15 protein-coding genes are annotated in these 15421 nt (G+C 69.5%); 10 read left to right on the top strand and 5 right to left on the bottom strand.

Annotated elements, in window-relative coordinates; all coding sequences use genetic code 11:
* Positions 1-3 precede the first annotated feature (3 nt).
* Positions 4-447 (top strand): BLUF domain-containing protein, encoded by a 444-nt coding sequence (locus ACZ6IE_RS02305; RefSeq protein ID WP_464606604.1) that lies wholly within the window; start codon positions 4-6, stop codon positions 445-447.
* Positions 448-537: 90 nt separating this feature from the next.
* On the opposite strand, the gene ACZ6IE_RS02310 is transcribed toward ACZ6IE_RS02305, so the two are convergent.
* Positions 538-1560, bottom strand: a complete 1023-nt coding sequence (locus tag ACZ6IE_RS02310; RefSeq protein WP_077054168.1) for a LacI family DNA-binding transcriptional regulator — start codon at positions 1558-1560, stop codon at positions 538-540.
* A 176-nt stretch (positions 1561-1736) separates the two neighbouring features.
* Between ACZ6IE_RS02310 and ACZ6IE_RS02315 the strand changes: the two genes are divergently transcribed.
* From ACZ6IE_RS02315 to ACZ6IE_RS02350, 8 genes are all read left to right on the top strand, one after another.
* Entirely contained in the window at positions 1737-2768 is a 1032-nt protein-coding gene (locus ACZ6IE_RS02315; RefSeq protein ID WP_464606605.1) for an autoinducer 2 ABC transporter substrate-binding protein, read from the top strand.
* Positions 2769-2782: 14 nt separating this feature from the next.
* Entirely contained in the window at positions 2783-4315 is a 1533-nt protein-coding gene (locus tag ACZ6IE_RS02320) for a sugar ABC transporter ATP-binding protein (protein WP_464606606.1), read from the top strand.
* Positions 4312-5355: an ABC transporter permease gene (locus ACZ6IE_RS02325; RefSeq protein ID WP_464606607.1), complete on the top strand. Its 1044-nt coding sequence runs from the start codon at positions 4312-4314 to the stop codon at positions 5353-5355. Before ACZ6IE_RS02320 ends, ACZ6IE_RS02325 begins: the two co-directional genes overlap by 4 nt.
* The gene (locus tag ACZ6IE_RS02330; RefSeq protein ID WP_464606608.1) at positions 5355-6422 is read left to right on the top strand and encodes an ABC transporter permease; all 1068 of its coding nucleotides are present in this window, start codon (positions 5355-5357) and stop codon (positions 6420-6422) included. The genes ACZ6IE_RS02325 and ACZ6IE_RS02330 overlap by 1 nt, the downstream gene beginning before the upstream one ends.
* A gap of 55 nt (positions 6423-6477) precedes the next feature.
* The gene (locus ACZ6IE_RS02335; RefSeq protein ID WP_464606609.1) at positions 6478-7794 is read left to right on the top strand and encodes an ArgE/DapE family deacylase; all 1317 of its coding nucleotides are present in this window, start codon (positions 6478-6480) and stop codon (positions 7792-7794) included.
* 52 nt (positions 7795-7846) lie between these two features.
* Positions 7847-8593 (top strand): glutamine amidotransferase, encoded by a 747-nt coding sequence (locus tag ACZ6IE_RS02340; protein WP_464606610.1) that lies wholly within the window; start codon positions 7847-7849, stop codon positions 8591-8593.
* A gap of 4 nt (positions 8594-8597) precedes the next feature.
* Positions 8598-9440: a PfkB family carbohydrate kinase gene (locus tag ACZ6IE_RS02345; RefSeq protein ID WP_464606611.1), complete on the top strand. Its 843-nt coding sequence runs from the start codon at positions 8598-8600 to the stop codon at positions 9438-9440.
* Positions 9441-9628: 188 nt separating this feature from the next.
* Positions 9629-10717 (top strand): M20 family metallopeptidase, encoded by a 1089-nt coding sequence (locus ACZ6IE_RS02350; protein ID WP_464606612.1) that lies wholly within the window; start codon positions 9629-9631, stop codon positions 10715-10717.
* 81 nt (positions 10718-10798) lie between these two features.
* Here ACZ6IE_RS02350 and ACZ6IE_RS02355 read toward each other — a convergent pair whose 3' ends face one another.
* The 3 genes from ACZ6IE_RS02355 to ACZ6IE_RS02365 all read right to left on the bottom strand — a co-directional run bounded on the left by ACZ6IE_RS02355 (position 10799) and on the right by ACZ6IE_RS02365 (position 14008).
* Positions 10799-12463 (bottom strand): hypothetical protein, encoded by a 1665-nt coding sequence (locus ACZ6IE_RS02355; RefSeq protein ID WP_464606613.1) that lies wholly within the window; start codon positions 12461-12463, stop codon positions 10799-10801.
* Positions 12463-13092 carry an ABC transporter ATP-binding protein gene (locus ACZ6IE_RS02360; protein WP_464606614.1) on the bottom strand — a complete coding sequence of 210 codons (630 nt, stop codon included), beginning with the start codon at positions 13090-13092 and terminating at the stop codon, positions 12463-12465. Before ACZ6IE_RS02360 ends, ACZ6IE_RS02355 begins: the two co-directional genes overlap by 1 nt.
* A 64-nt stretch (positions 13093-13156) precedes the next feature.
* Positions 13157-14008 carry a helix-turn-helix transcriptional regulator gene (locus ACZ6IE_RS02365; RefSeq protein WP_464606615.1) on the bottom strand — a complete coding sequence of 284 codons (852 nt, stop codon included), beginning with the start codon at positions 14006-14008 and terminating at the stop codon, positions 13157-13159.
* Positions 14009-14108: 100 nt separating this feature from the next.
* Between ACZ6IE_RS02365 and ACZ6IE_RS02370 the strand changes: the two genes are divergently transcribed.
* On the top strand, positions 14109-14855 hold the full coding sequence (locus ACZ6IE_RS02370) for an SDR family oxidoreductase (protein WP_464606616.1): 747 nt from the start codon (positions 14109-14111) through the stop codon (positions 14853-14855).
* A gap of 16 nt (positions 14856-14871) precedes the next feature.
* Here ACZ6IE_RS02370 and ACZ6IE_RS02375 read toward each other — a convergent pair whose 3' ends face one another.
* Positions 14872-15228, bottom strand: coding sequence for an L-rhamnose mutarotase (locus tag ACZ6IE_RS02375; protein WP_464606617.1), 357 nt, complete (start codon positions 15226-15228; stop codon positions 14872-14874).
* Positions 15229-15421: the final 193 nt, after the last annotated feature.

Genomic DNA, 15421 nt, shown 5'->3' on the forward strand with positions numbered 1-15421 from the left:
CGGGTGACCCCACCGCGCGACACGCTGCTGTCGATCATCTACTCGAGCCAGGCGACCGAGGCCTTCGACGAGTCGGGTCTCGACGCCCTGCTCGAGCAGTGCCGCGAGAACAACGCGGCCGTCGACCTGACGGGCATGCTGCTCTACCGCGACGGCCGTTTTCTGCAGGTGCTCGAGGGGCCAGAAGAGCCCCTGCGCGCGCTCATGGATGTCCTCGCCACCGACGAGCGCCACACCGGCCTGCGCGTCCTCTTCGAGGAGCCCCTGCGCACGCGGCAGTTCCCCAACTGGACGATGGGTTTCCAGCGCGCCGACGACGATGCGACCGACGGCGAGCCGTCCGGCTTCCGCTCGAACTTCGACGATCTCGACCGCAACGATCCCACTGCGACCGTGCGGGCGCTGCAGGAGCTCGTCCGCTGGTTCCAGAGGCGCGCCGACCGCTAGCTGCGCCGACCGCTAGACGCGCCGCGTCCGTTAGCCGCGCTCAGTCGCCGGAGCCCGTCGTGCTTGTGCGCTCTGGACCGCTCGGCTCGCCTAATCGCCGTAGCGCGTCGTGCTCTTGCGCACCACGAGTTCGCCGCGCAGCGCCAGCTGCGTCTTGGCGCGGTCGGCGCTCTGAATGTTCTCCTGCAACAACCGCACGGCCTCGGCCGCGATCTGAGTCAGCGGCTGGCGCAGCGTCGTGAGCGACGGCACGTTGAGCGACGCGTATTCGATGTCGTCGAACCCGGTGACGCGCACGTCGTCGGGCACGCGGATGCCGCGTTCCGCCAGGCGGCCCGACAACCCGAGCGCGATGAGGTCATCCGAGCAGATGATGGCGTCGGGCAGGTCGCGACCCGAATCGAGCAGGCCGTCGGCGGCCGTTGCACCCCACTCGAGGCTGAAGTCGCCGTCGAGGACGAGGTCGTCGGGCATGGCGATGCCGAGCTCAGCGCAGGAGGAGCGCGCACTTTGCAGGCGGTCGAGGGCCGACGACGAGCCCATGATCGAGGTCACGAAGGCCACGGTGCGCACGCCGCGGTCGGCGAGGTGCTGCGCGATGAGGCGCATGGCGTGGGCGTCGTCGAGGCCCACCCAGTCGGTGTCGACGGCGCCGACCCGGCGGTCGATCTGCACGATGGGGACGATGTCGCTGGCGCGCTGCAGGGCCGCGGCCGAGCGGTTCTCGTCGACGGGGCTGACCAGGATGCCGTCGACCGACCCCTGCGTGAGCGAGCGCAGCCGCGTCTCTTCGGTGGCTACGAGGTTGCGCGAATCGCACAGGAACAGGTTGAGGCCGGCCTGCGCGAGGTGGTGTTCGACCTGCTCGACGAGCGATGTGAAGAACGGGTTCGAGATGCTCGGCACGAGCATGCCGATGTTGCCCGTGGAGTTCTGCCGCAGGGCCTTGGCGATCGAGTTTCCCGAGTAGCGCAGCTTCTCGGCGGCGGCCAGAACGCGAGCGGATGTCTGGGCACTCACGCTCTTCGACCCGGTGAGCACGCGCGACACCGTGGCGGTGGACACGCCCGCTTCGGCCGCGACGGTGGCCACGGTGACGGTCGTCTTGTGCAATCGATTTCCCCCCGCTTACGAGTTTATTACGGTCCTGTTTCGGCCCAAAGTTTCCCTTGACCCGCCCTCAGGTCGATCGTAGTGTGTCTCAACAAGGTAATCGATTACATTTTCGATTCCTTCCCAGAGTGGACATCCCGCCTCACCCGAAGCGGCAAATCGATAAGAGGAAGATTGTGAACAAGCGCATTCTCGCGGCATCCGGTGTCTTCACCGCCGCCGTTCTACTCCTGGCAGGGTGCTCCACGACCCCGTCGTCCTCCAGCACCAGCTCCGGCGCGGCAACGGGCGCCTCGAGCGACGTGCGCGTGGCCTTCGTCTCGCAGATCGAGGGCATCCCCTACTTCAACGGTTTCCACACGGGTGGCGACAAGGCCGCCGCCGACCTCGGCATCAGCTACACGCAGACGGGCCCCGCCAAGGTCGACGCCACCGAGCAGGTGCGCATCGTCGACAACCTCGTCTCGCAGGGCTACGACGCCATCGCCGTCTCACCCCTCGACCCCACCTCGATCAATAACTCGATCACCAAGGCGCAGGATGCGGGCGTCAAGATCGCCACGGCCGACGCCGACGCCCCCGACTCCAGCCGCAGCGTCTTCGTCTCGCAGGCCAGCGACGAATCGCTCGGCAAGACCGTCATGGACGAGATCGCCAAGGCCGCCGACGAGAAGGGCCAGTACGGCATCATCTCGGGCGGCGCCGATGTCGCCACCTTCAACAACTGGATCGCGGCCGCCGAGAAGCAGGCCGCCGACGAATACCCCGACATGGAACTCGTCGGAGGCGTGCGCTACACGGCCGACACCGCCGAGGCCCTGCAAGAGGCCCAGAACCTCATGACCGCCTACCCCGACCTGAAGGGCATCATCGCCGTTCCGTCCACCGCGGTCCCCGGCGTGGGCCAGGCCGTCACCAACGCCAACAAGATCGGCAAGGTGGCCGTCACGGGCTTCGGTTCGCCGCAGACCGCCGCGCCGTTCCTCGAGTCGGGCGCCATGACATCCACGGTTCTGTGGAACGTCGAAGACCTCGGTTACCTCACCGTCTGGGCGCTCTACCAGCTGTCGCAGGGCACCGAATTCGAGGCCGAGAACGATGTGCCGGGCCTCGACGACCCGGTCGCCTACGACGCCGACACCAAGACGCTGCTGCTCGGTGACCCCACCGTGTTCACCAAGAGCAACTACGCCGACTTCGACTTCTAAGGCGCACGAGAACCATGCAGAGCACACCACTCCTCACGGCCAGGGGCCTGACGAAACGCTTCGGCGCGACGAAAGCCCTCACCGACGTGGACTTCGACATCCACGCCGGTGAACGGGTCGCCATCATGGGCGAGAACGGCGCGGGCAAGTCGACGCTCATGAAGCTGATCGCCGGGGTCTACACACCGGATGCCGGCAGCCTGAGGCTCGGCGGCGACGCCTATGCCCCGGCCACCCCGACCGATGCGATCCGCGCGGGAGTGTCCACCGTCTACCAGGAACCGTCCGGGTTCTCCCACCTCACGGTGCTCGAGAACCTGTTCATGGGCCGGCAGACGACGCGTGCTCTCGGCTGGCTCGACAAGAAGTCCATGGGCCGCGAGGCGGGCGAGCTGCTCGCCCGCCTGCAGCTGCCCACTCGTCTGCTGAAACGTCGCATGGGCGACCTGTCGCTGGCCGACCAGCAGCAGGTGCTCATCGCCCGAGCCGTCGCCAACGAGGCGCGCGTGCTCATCCTCGACGAACCTACGTCGATCCTCACCGACACCGAATCCGAGCGGCTCTTCCAGCTGGTCGACCAGCTGTCGGCGGCGGGCACGGCGGTCTGTTACATCACGCACCGTTTCGACGAGCTCGAACGTGTCGCCGACCGGTTCGTGGTGTTGCGCGACGGTCAGAACTCGGGCGAGACCGACGACGCCGACCGCGAGGGGTTGCTGCGCATGATGGGCTCGGTGTCGTCGGTGGAGGTGGGCGCCGACGGTGGTTTGGTGGCAACACCGGATGATGTCGAGGATGCCGCCGCTGTCGCGACATCCGCGCCCGTGCTCGTCGTCGACGCGCTCAGCTCGGAGGGCATCTTCCGCGACATCAGCTTCGCCGTGCGCCCCGGCCAGATCACGGGCCTCTACGGTCTCGTGGGCGCCGGCCGCAGCGAACTGGCGCTGGCCATCTGCGGCGAGCTTCCCATCGACGCCGGCACCATCGCGTTCCAGGGCAAGCCCTACCGCCCGCATTCCAGCCGCACGGCACTCGAGCAGGGCATCGCCTATCTGCCCGAGGACCGCAAGACGCAGGGCATCTTCCCGCACCTCAGCGTGGGCGACAACCTGTCGGCGGCCGCGCTCCGGGGCGTGAGTCGCGCCGGGTTCGTGAGCACCGCTGGCGAGCGCGACCTGGTGGCCACGTGGATGGATCGGCTGTCGATCAAGGCCGAGACCCCGGCATCCCCGATCACGTCGTTGTCGGGCGGCAACCAGCAGAAGGTCCTGCTCGCGCGCCTCATGGCGACGAACCCTCAGCTCTTGATCCTCGACGAACCCACGCGCGGCATCGACGTGGGCACCAAGCGGGAGATCCACCGCCGCATCCGCGAACTCGCCGCCACCGGCATCGCCGTGCTGCTCATCTCGAGCGAGATGGCCGAGCTGCTCGAACTGAGCGACACCGTGCACGTTCTGCACGAGGGCCGCCTCACGTGGAGCGCCGTGGGCAGCGAGATCACCGAGACCGCCATTCTTCGAGCAGCGACGGGAGCCGCAGCGTGACCACCCTCACCGACTCACCGGGCCGCGGGGCTCCGACGCCCCCGCCCGCGCCGACCACCCCGGCGGGTGGCCCCGGGCTCTCGCTCTATCGCGTCGTGCACCTCGTGCAGGTGTGGCTGTTGCCCGCCCTGCTCGTCGTCGAATTCGTCGCGTTCTCGCTGCTGTCGCCCTTCTTCCTGACGCCGCAGAACCTCACCAACGTGGCCGTCAACGCGGCCGACCTGGCGCTCATCGCGGCGGGCCTGACGCTCGTGATCCTGATGGGCGGCATCGACGTGTCGACCGGTTTCGCGGTGGGCATGCTGTCGTGGGTCGTCGCGTCGCTCATGGCGGCCGGGCAACCCCCGATCGTCGTGTTCCTCGCGGCGCTCGCGGGGGGAGCGGTCGTCGGATTGTTGAACGGCATGCTCACGGCCCGGCTCGCCATCCCCTCGATCGTCGCGACGCTCGGCACGAGCGCGCTGTTCCAGACGGGCCTCTTCGCCCTGTGGAACAGCCGCGACATCTTCTCGACCCCCGTGTTCCCGTTCCTGTCGGGCGGCGCGCGGCTCGGCGAGCTGCCCATCCTCGTGCTCATCGTGCTGGCCGTCTACCTGGTGCTGCACCTCGTGCTCACGCAGACGACGTTCGGCCGGTCGATCTATGCGATCGGCTCGAACGTCGAGGCCGCCAAGCTCTCGGGCATCAACGTGCGGCGCGTGCGGGTGATCGGCTCGGTCATCCTCGGGTTGCTCATCGGCGTCGCGGCGTGCACCTATCTCGCCCGCGTGGGCGTCGTGCAGGCCTCGTCGGGCGGAGAGCTCACCATGCTCGCCATCGCCTCGGTGGTGGTCGGGGGCACATCGATCCTCGGCGGCGAGGGTTCGGTTCTGCGCACCCTCGGTGGCGTCGTGTTCATCGTGGTGCTCGACAACGGCATCGTGCTGGCCGGTGTGCCGTCGCTCTGGAACGGCCTCATCGTCGGCTTCGTCATCCTGGTGGCCGTCTCGATCAACGGGCTCGCCGTCATCATCAACGCGCGAAAGAAGAGGAGCCTCTGATGTCAGACGTCCAGACCGGAGTGGGTGCGGCATCCGCCCCCACGCGCCCCGACACGCGCCGTCGCGCTCCCGAACGCACCCCCGGCTCGGGTCTGAAGCGCTCGGGCGGCCTGGCGGGACTCGCGAAGGACCGCCGCGTCGTGCTCCTCGCGCTCATCGTCGTGGCGTTCATCGCCATGAGCCTCATCTCGCCGTACTTCCTCAACACCGCCAACCTGCTCACGCTGCTGCAGTACTCGGCCGTGATCGGGGTGCTCGCGCTCGGTCAGACGCTCGTCATCCTGGGCGGTGGCGGCGGCATCGACCTGTCGATCGGTTCGACCCTGTCGCTGTGCTCGGTGACCTTCGGCCTGCTCTCGGTGGGCGGCGGCATGAGTCCGTGGCTCGCGGCGCTCATCACGCTCGCGGTCGGCGCCGTGCTCGGCCTCATCAACGGACTCTTCATCACGCTGCTGCGCCTGCCGCCGCTCATCGTCACGCTCGGCACGCTCTACCTCTATGCGTCGGCCGCCATGGTGCTGTCCAACGGCGTCGACATCAACGGTTTCGACCGCGACGGCTTCTCGACCATCGGCCAGACGTCGGTGGCGGGCATCCCGTTCCAGGTGCTGCTCGTGCTGCTGCCGCTCTTCATCGTCGGCGCCTTCGTCATGCACCGCACGGTCTTCGGTCGGCAGGTCTATGCCACCGGTTCCAACGCGGATGCCGCGGCCCTCGCCGGCGTCAACGTGCGGCGTGTGCGCATCAGCCTCTACATGATCGCGTCGACGCTCGCCGCCGTGGGAGCCATCGTCACAGCCTCGTGGCTGCTGAACGCCCGACCGGCTGCCGGCTCGGGTTTCGAGCTGCAGGCCATCACCATCGCGGTGCTGGGTGGCACGGCCATCACGGGCGGTGTCGGCAAGCTGTCTGGCACGTTCCTGGCGCTCATCCTCGTCGCCATCCTCAACTCGGGCATGCAGCTCGCGGGCATCGGCAGCACCTACCAGATCGGTCTGCTGGGCCTCGTGCTCATCGTCTCGATGCTGGTGCGGTCGCGCGGTGCCGTGCGCGAGACGGCGCTCTGAAGCATCCCCCTTTTTGCACGACTCCTCGTTCGTTGAACCACAGATAAGGAAACCCATGTCAGAGAACACCGACCGCATCCTCGCCGCCGTAGACGCCGGCACCGAACAGACCGTCGAACTGCTGCAGGAATTGTTGCGGGCCCCGAGCGTGAACCCCTGGTTCGGCGACCCCGCCGAGATCTCGGGCGAACAGGCCGTTCAGGATGTCTTCGAGCGCCTGCTGCGCGAGCTCGGCGCCGACGAGATCGACGTGTGGGAGCCCAACGCCGACGACCTCGCTCACCGTGCAGACGGCCCCGGTTACTACCCCGGCCGCGACTTCACGGGCCGCCCCAACGTGGTCGCCCGCTTCAAGGGCACCAACCCGGATGCCCCCGCACTCATGATCCAGGGCCACTGCGATGTGGTCAGCGTCGGCAGCCTCTGGACCGAGGACCCGTTCGGCGGCGACCGCAAGGACGGCAAGATCTTCGGCCGCGGCGCCGTCGACATGAAGGGTGGCATGGCCGCCGCCCTCGGCGCGATCGCGGCGCTCAAGGAGGCCGGCGTGCAGCTGCAGGGCGACCTCATCGTGGCCTCCGTCGCCGACGAGGAGGCGGGCGGCATGGGCACCCTGGCGCTCGTCGACCGCGGCTACATCGCCACCGCCGGCACGATCGTGCCCGAGGCGACGAACCTCAACATCGCGCCCCTGTGTCGCGGCATCCTGTGGGGCGAGGTCACGCTGCACGGCCGCGCCGGCCACATCGAGCTCGAGCGCCGGCCCTGGCAGGAGGACGGAGCCGTCGACGCGATCGACTACGGCCAGCGCCTCTTGAACGCCATCTCCGAGCGCAACGCCGAATGGGCCGTCGACCCCATCAAGAACCACAAGTACATCCCCATCCCGTGCCAGATCAAGGTCGCCCAGCTCGACGCCGGCGAGTTCCCCACCACCTACGCGTCGTCGTGCAAGATCACGTTCAACGCGCAGTACCTGCCGGTGCAGAAGGATGCCAACGGCCTCGGCAGCATCGTGAAGAAAGAACTCGAAGACCTCTTCAACGGTTTCGTCACGGGCGACCAGTGGTTCGACGAGCACCCGCCCACCATCAACTGGCTCGTCGACGCCGACTGCGGTGAGACGGCCGACACCGAACCCGTCGTCACGCAGACGCTCAAGGCCGCCCTCGAGGTGGGCCTCGACAGCGAGCTGCAGGGCTGCATGTCGCACACCGACATGGGCCTCATGATCGACTCTGGCAGCCCCACCATCAACTTCGGACCGGGACACATGGGCATCGCCCACCAGGCCGACGAGCACATCTATGAAAAGGACCTCGCGGCCGCCACCAAGGTATTCGCCATCACCATCGCCGACCTGTGCGGCTGAGACCCACGCTCACCCTTCACGCACACCCGTACGACAAGAAATCAGGTACATCATGACACGCGTCCTCGTTGCCGGTGAAAGCTGGTCGGTCACCTCCATCCACACGAAAGGTTTCGACTCGTTCACCACGGTCGACTACGAAGAGGGCGGCGCGGCGCTGCTCGGGGCGCTCGACGCCGGCGGTTTCGACGTGACCTACATGCCCTGCCACGTCGCGGCCAAGGAGTTTCCCTGGACCCTCGACGAGTTGAGCAGCTATGACGTCGTGCTGCTCTCGGACATCGGGGCCAACACGTTCCTGCTGCCCGCGCAGACCTTCATCAAGGGGCAGAAGACGACGAACCGCCTCGCCGTGCTGCGGGATTGGGTGCGCGCGGGCGGCGGCCTCGGCATGGTGGGGGGCTACATGTCCTTCCAGGGCATCGAGGCCAAGGCCAACTACCGGGGAACGCCGCTCGCCGAGGTGCTGCCGGTCACGCTCGAAACGGGTGACGACCGCGAAGAATCGCCAGAGGGTGTCACGGCCCACCTCACCGGGTCGCACGCCATCACGGCTGGGGTGGATGCCTCCTTCCCGCCGCTGCTCGGCTACCAGCGTTTCGTTCCGACCGCGTCGGCCGAGGTGCTCGCGGCCTTCGACGACGACGCGCCCCTGCTCGTGGTCGACGGGGTCGGGTCGGGCCGCACGCTCGCCTATGCCAGCGACATCGGCCCGCACTGGGCACCCGAGGAATTCACCGACTGGGATGGTTTCACCACCATATGGCAGCAGGCCGTGACCTGGTTGGCCGGGAAGTAGCGGCGTGGGTCGGCTCGTCGTCGTCGGATCGCTCAACGTCGACTCGGTGATCGCCGTTGAGCGGCACCCCGCGCCGGGCGAGACCGTGCTGGGCGGCGACGCTCAGACGTTCTGGGGCGGCAAGGGCGCGAATCAGGCGGTCGCGGCGGCGCGGGCGGCTCGCGCATCACGCTCGTCGGCCGCGGGCTCTGCCGCGGGGGTCGTCTTCGTGGGGCGGGTGGGCGCCGATGCGCCCGGTCGCGCCTATCGCGAGCGGCTCGCCGAGCTCGGTGTGGATGTCGCGCCCCTCGTCGAGACGCCCGGCGTGCCGACCGGTTCGGCCGTCATCGCCGTGAGTGCCGCGGGCGAGAACACGATCATCGTGTCGTCGGGCGCCAACGCGCGTCTCGGCGTCGACGATCTGGGTGCGCTCGAGCAGCTCACTCCCGACGACGTCGTCGTCATCACGCTCGAGGTTCCGCTCGACGTGGTGACACGGGCCTCGGAACTGGCCGAGCGCGCGGGCGCGCGGTTCGTCCTGAACCTGTCGCCCGTCGTCGACCTGCCCGCCGAGGTGGTGCACCGCGCCGAACCGGTCGTCGTCAACGAACACGAGGCCGTCGAGCTCGCCGCGCGCTACGACGGGTTGACCTCGGTGCTCGTCACGCGGGGGTCGGACGGCTCGGAGTGGAACGGCGTGACCGTGCCCTCTGCATCCGGGATCGACGTGGTCGACACGACGGGTGCGGGCGACGCCTACTGCGGCACGCTCGCCTACGCGCTCGCGCGGGGCGACGGCGCCGAGCAGGCCATGCGCGCGGCGACGGCCGCGGCCGCCGATGTCGTGGGGCGCGCGGGCGCCCAATGACCGACGTGGGCCGAGGCGATGAGGCAGGCCGGCCGGCCGATGCGGGACGGCCGGGCGACGCGGGTTCGACCGAGGCTTCGAGACCGTTCGCTGAAACGCCGTCGCGGACCGACGCGACTTCGACCGCGCAAGATCGAGCGGGAGAAAGCAGGATTTCGGCGGGTGCGGACGCCGCGCGCGATCTCCTCGTGGACCTCGTGCGCATCGACTCGACATCCGGAACGCCCGGCGAGTCCGAGGCGCTGCTTCTGGTCGCCGAGGTGCTGCGGCGGGAATGCGGCGAGACCGGTGCCGTCTCGATCGGTTATACGCCCGGCGGCACTCCGGACGCCGTTCTCGTCGTGCCAGCGGCTCGGCCCGAATCATCCCCGCTCTTCCTCTTCTCGGCGCATATCGACGTGGTGCCGGTGGAGGACCCCTCCGCCTGGAGCCACGACCCGTTCGGCGCCCACATCGACTCGGGCCGTCTGTACGGTCGTGGCTCCTCCGACATGAAGTCGGGTCTCGCGGCCGCCCTCGTCGCCGTCGTCGAACTCCTGCGCGAGGGGCGACCGGTCGCGCTCGCCGTCTCGACGGGCGAAGAGGTCGGATGCCGGGGCGCAGCGTCGGTCGCCGAACTGCTCCGCGGGCATCCGATCGGCGCCGTCATCGTGCCGGAGTCGACCGCCAACGAGGTGGTGCTCGGGCATCGCGGAGCGCTCTGGCTGCGCGTGACGACGTCCGGGCGCGCGGCCCACGGCAGCACTCCCGGGCTTGGCGTCAACGCCATCGAGAAGGCCGCGGCCGTGATCGGGCGAATCAGCGAGTTGCCGCTGCTCTGGCATCCGCAACTCGGCTGGGAGTCGGTGAACGTGGGCACCATCGCGGGCGGATCCGTGCCGAATATCGTTCCCGACCGCTGCGTGCTGGACATCGATCACCGGGTCATCGACGACGACGTCGCCCGCCTGACCGACTGGTGGAAGTCGCAGCCCGAGGTCTCGGCCGTCGACACCGTTCTCGACCTCGCCCCCGTCTGGACCTCTGCGGATGATCCGTGGGTGCGCGGTCTCGGCGCGCCTGTGTCGTCGCGCCCGGCCTCCTATTTCACCGACGCCTCGGTGCTCGTCCGGTCCCTACCTGCCAGCACACCCGTCGTGGTCTGGGGCCCGGGCGACCCTGCGGTCGTGCACACGGTCGACGAAAGCGTGGACCTGCACGCCGTGGAGGACGCGCGGCTCCACTATCTCCGCGTGGGACGGGCGTGGACGGGTGCGGATGTGGCGGGCGAGGCCTGACGCGCTGGGCGTGCACGCTACGGACGCTGGCGTCCCGCGGTAGGCGGGCTGCGAACGTGTGACGAGCGAGGACCTCTCGGCTTAACGCACGGCCCAGCGGCGCCGCGCGATGAGTCCCGCCACGGCCACGACGGCGAGCGGCGCGAGAATGGCGGTCGCGCTCAACGACGCGGCAGCCCCGAGCAGCCCGGCCAGGAGAACGCCGTCGAGCGCCCAGATCACCCGGTTGAGAGCGGCCATGTCGCCGGCCGGCGTGGGGATGGGTGTGAGCAGGGCGAGGGGGAGTGGCGGCTTCAACGCGTTCATGAGTCGCAGCGCGACGGCTCCGAGCGCCACGATGACCGCCGCGGCGATCGACACCAGGGGCAGTGCCCCGGCCGGCGGCCAAAACGCGGTCACGAGCACGGCTCCGGTCGCGACGACGAGCCCGACCGCCAGCGCGGGGAACAGTGTGTGCAGGAGCAGCAGCGCGCTGTCGCTCGTTCCATAGAGGGGAAGGGCCGAGGCGGCTTCGACGGCGTGCCGCAGGCCGTCGCTGAGCGGGCCGGCCGCGGCATAGGCGGCGACACCGGCGATCGCTCCGAGCATCCAGGCCGGTGGGGCCACGACCGCGGCGCCGGCGACGAGGGCTCCGCAGGCGAGCAGCACGAGCACGCCGATCGCGAGACGCCCGGGTGTGCGCAGGGCCGCAACGGCATCACGCCGCACGATGATGGCGGGCAGGGACCGCGCACGACCCCCGATCGCGAACCGCCGCCGCCCCGCCCGAGGCACGCTCTGATAGGTGGCAACGGATGCCGACAGCTCGAGTGTCGACGTGTGCAACCGCACGGCCTCCCACAGCAGGGACTGCCCGAGCACGACCCGCGGTTCGAGACGCGACAACAAGAGGGGCACGACGGCGAGCAGGGTCAGCGCGGCGAGGAGGGCACCGGGCGCGGCGAGCGGATGCGCTCCGACCGCGGCGAGGCCGGTGAGGGTGGTGTCGGCGAGGGTGGGATCGAACGAAAAGCCCCACGCCTGCGCGCCGAACGCGGCGGTCGACAGCGCGGCGAGAACGCCGATCGCGAGGGCCGACCAGCGGGGCGGCACGGCTTGGCCGACCAGCCAGAGGAGAGCCGCCACGATGCCGCAGGCCGCGCCGACGCTGGCCGCGAGGGCGACCCCGAGAGCGATCTCCGGGGTGGCGACGGTCACGGACGGTGCCGCGGCGAGGGCGGAAGCTAAGGGGTAAACGACAGCTGAGGGAGAGGCGACAGCTGAAGCGGCGGCGGAGGTGACAGCGGCGGCCGAGGCAGCGGCTGCGGCGGCAGCGAGAGTGGCCCCGCAGAGCGCGCCGGCCACCGAGAGCGCGGCGACCGACATCCAGACCTGTCTCGCGAACGCGCGACGCTGCGGCACCGGGCTGGTCGTGAGGGCGTGGGCGAGGAACGGCGTGAAGACGACGGGCCCGCGCAGTCGCCCGGCGATCACAGCCGCGGCCCAGACGAGGCCGACGACACCCGCGATCACCGGGGCCGTCGCGGCGGATGTCAGTGCCACCGCGTTGACCGGATCGGTGACGAGCAGCCAGCCGGCGCGCACGACCGGCACGACGGCGACGAGCACGATCAGCAGCGCGAGATAGACCGCGTATGAGGTGTCGGCGGTCGGGCGGCGACGAGCCTCGCGCACCGTTCGACGCAGGTCGCGCAGAATTGTCGCTGATGCCCGCGTCGAGGAGGAGGCCCCGGTCGTGTCCGCCATCAGGCGGCTTCCCGCAGCACCACGGTGCGGGCGCCGAGGTCGGCCACCAGACGGTCGCTGTGGGTGGCGAAGACCACGGTGCCACCGGCGTCGGCGCGTTGCCGCAGTAGGGAGATGACGCGGCCGAGCCGTTCGTCGTCGAGTCTTTGCTCGGGTTCGTCGAGCACGACGATGTCGGCCGGGCGAACGAGTGTGAGGGCGAGCCCCGCCAGCTGAGTCTGTCCCGACGAGAGTTCGTGGGGGAAGCGGTCGACGAGCCGCGACATCCCGAGTTCGTCGAGAACCTCCCCGGCGGCGCTGCGGGCGGCATCGGTCGGCAGCCCCCAGGTGATCCCGATGAGGGTGGCCTGCTCGAGAAGCGTCAGGTCGCGAGCGAACGGGGGGAGCCCGATCATCCCGGCAACCTGCGCGCGAAAGTCGTGGTCGCGCGGGCGAGGCGCCCGGCCCGACACCGTGACCGTTCCGGCCGAGGGCGTCGTCTGCCCCACGATCAGCCGCAGTGCCGTCGTCTTGCCGGCGCCGTTCGGGCCGCGCAGGGCCACGATCTCGCCGCGCCCCACGCTCATCGAGGTCGGGGCGAGCAGCCCCACGCCGTCGATCGAAACCTCGGCCCGCGTCACGTCGATCATCACCCCATGATGCCAGCCCACCCCCACCCGGTCATCCGTCGCGCGACGGGTATGTCTCAGTGGGCTACGCGCTGCCCTGAGGCGCGAAGCGCTGCTGCCCGAGCACGGCGAGCAGCTCGAGCTTCTGCGCGGCATCCGATCGCGGTGCGGCCGTGAGGGTCAGCAGTGTCTGGCTCTGGTCTTCGGTGAAGAGTGCCTGGCAGTCGAGCTCGATGGCGCCGACCTCGGGATGCAGCAGCGTTTTGTGGTCGCTGAAGCGCGCGGCCACGTCGTGCCGGTCCCACACCTCGACGAATTCGGGGCTGATGCGCTGCAGCTCGGCGAGCAGCGCCGCCGCCCGCGAACGCGGACCCGCCGCCCCGTAGGCCACGCGCAGACTCGACACCTGCGCCCGGCTCTGCCGTGCCTGATCCTCGGCCGGGTAGATGTCGCGCTCGTGCGGGGCGGTGAACCAGCGGTACACGCTGCTGCGCGCGAATCCCGTCAGCCGCGAGTGGTCGCCGAGCAGCGCGGCCCCGAGGCGGTTCTGCGCCAGCGTTTCACCGAGGCTCGACAGGATGAGCGCGGGCGTGCCCTCGAGACGGTCGAGCACGCGCAGGAGCGCGGGCGACACGTGGGTGTCGAGCGGTGTGCGGGCGGGGGCGCTGTGCCCGGCCATCCGAAACAGGTAGTCGCGTTCGTCGGTGCTGAGTCGCAGCCCCCGCGCCAGCGCCGCCAACATCTGCTCGGATGGTTGCGGCCCCCGTGCCTGCTCCAGCCGCACGTAGTAGTCGGTGGACATGCCCGTGACCGCGGCCACCTCGTCCCGGCGCAGCCCTTCGACGCGCCGCCTGGGCCCGGCCGACAGCCCCACGTCTTCGGGTTGGAGCTTCGCGCGGCGCGAACGCAGGAAGTCGGCGAGTGCGGTGCGGTCCATGAGGCCATCTTCGCGCGCGCGACGGCGAATATACAGGGACCGTCGGTCCTACGACATCCGCTCTCTGCCTGATCACCGGCGCCCGGCGCAGAATCGAGTCATGAACATCACCGACAACACCATCTTCATTCCCGGCGCCACCTCGGGCATCGGCCTGGCCCTCGCCCTCCGCTTCCAGGCCGCGGGCAACACGGTCATCATCGGCGGTCGACGCACGGACGTCCTCGCCGACCTCGCCGCCCGCCACGGCTTCGACACGGTCACCATCGACACGACCGACCCGACATCCGTGCTGGCCGCCCGCGACGAGGTGCTGACGCGTCACGCCGACCTCAACGTGGTCGTCGCCATGGCGGGGATCATGGCCGCCGACGACGTGCGTTCGAGCTCGTTCCTCGAGGGTGCCGAGCGCATCGTCGACACCAACATCAACGGGCCGCTGCGCCTCGTGGCCGCGTTCATCGAGCACCTGCAGACCCGTCCGGCCGCCACCCTCATGACCGTTTCGTCGGGTCTCGCGCATCTGCCGCTCGCGTTCACGCCCACCTACAACGGCACGAAGGCTTTCATCCACCAGTTCTCCGAGACCATTCGCCTGCAGCTGGCCGACACGTCGGTGCGGGTCGTCGAGCTGGTGCCGCCGGCCGTGCAGACCGAGCTCATGGCGGGCAACTCGACCGACGAGAACTTCATGCCGCTCGACGAGTTCGCCGACGAGGTCATGAGCCTCATCGAGTCGCAGCCCGACGCCACCGAGATCCTCGTCGAGCGCGTCAAGTTCCTGCGCTTCGCCGAGGTCGAGGGTCGCTACGCCGAGTCGGTCCGGGCGATCAACGCGCACGCATAGCCCAGACGCATACCCGCTACTCGCCAGCGGGCAACTGATCCTCGAGGTGGAAGACCTCGGTCAAGCGCAAGAACCCTTCGTCGGGCGACACGCCGTCCAGGTCGACGAAGAACTCGCCCATCTCGGCCTGCCAGCGCGCATTGACCTCGGTGGCGGCCATTCCGGCCTGCGCGGCCTCGAGCGATGGCGTCTCGAAATAGCCGATCAGCAACCCGTCGGGACGCAGGAAAAGCGAGTAGTTGTTCCAGCCCGTGGCCTTCAGCGCGGCGGCCATATCGGGCCAGATCGCGGCGTGGCGCCGGGTGTATTCGGCGATGCGCTCAGGTCTGACCTGCAGTTGGAAGCACACGCGTTCGGTGTCGGTCGTGGTCATCGGGGCGTCTCCTCGTCGAGTCGGATGCCGTGATCCTGAATCGTTTCACGCGCGCTCCGATTCTAGCTGCGAGTGTGCTGACACGGGCTGCCGCGACATCCGACCCCGTTGCGCCGCCGCGGGCGTCACGGAAAGCTGGGGGAGTGGCCGGCGACGCGTCGACCACCTCACGTGACTCAGGAAGAAGGTTGAC

This window comes from Okibacterium sp. AC114 (assembly GCF_979253355.1).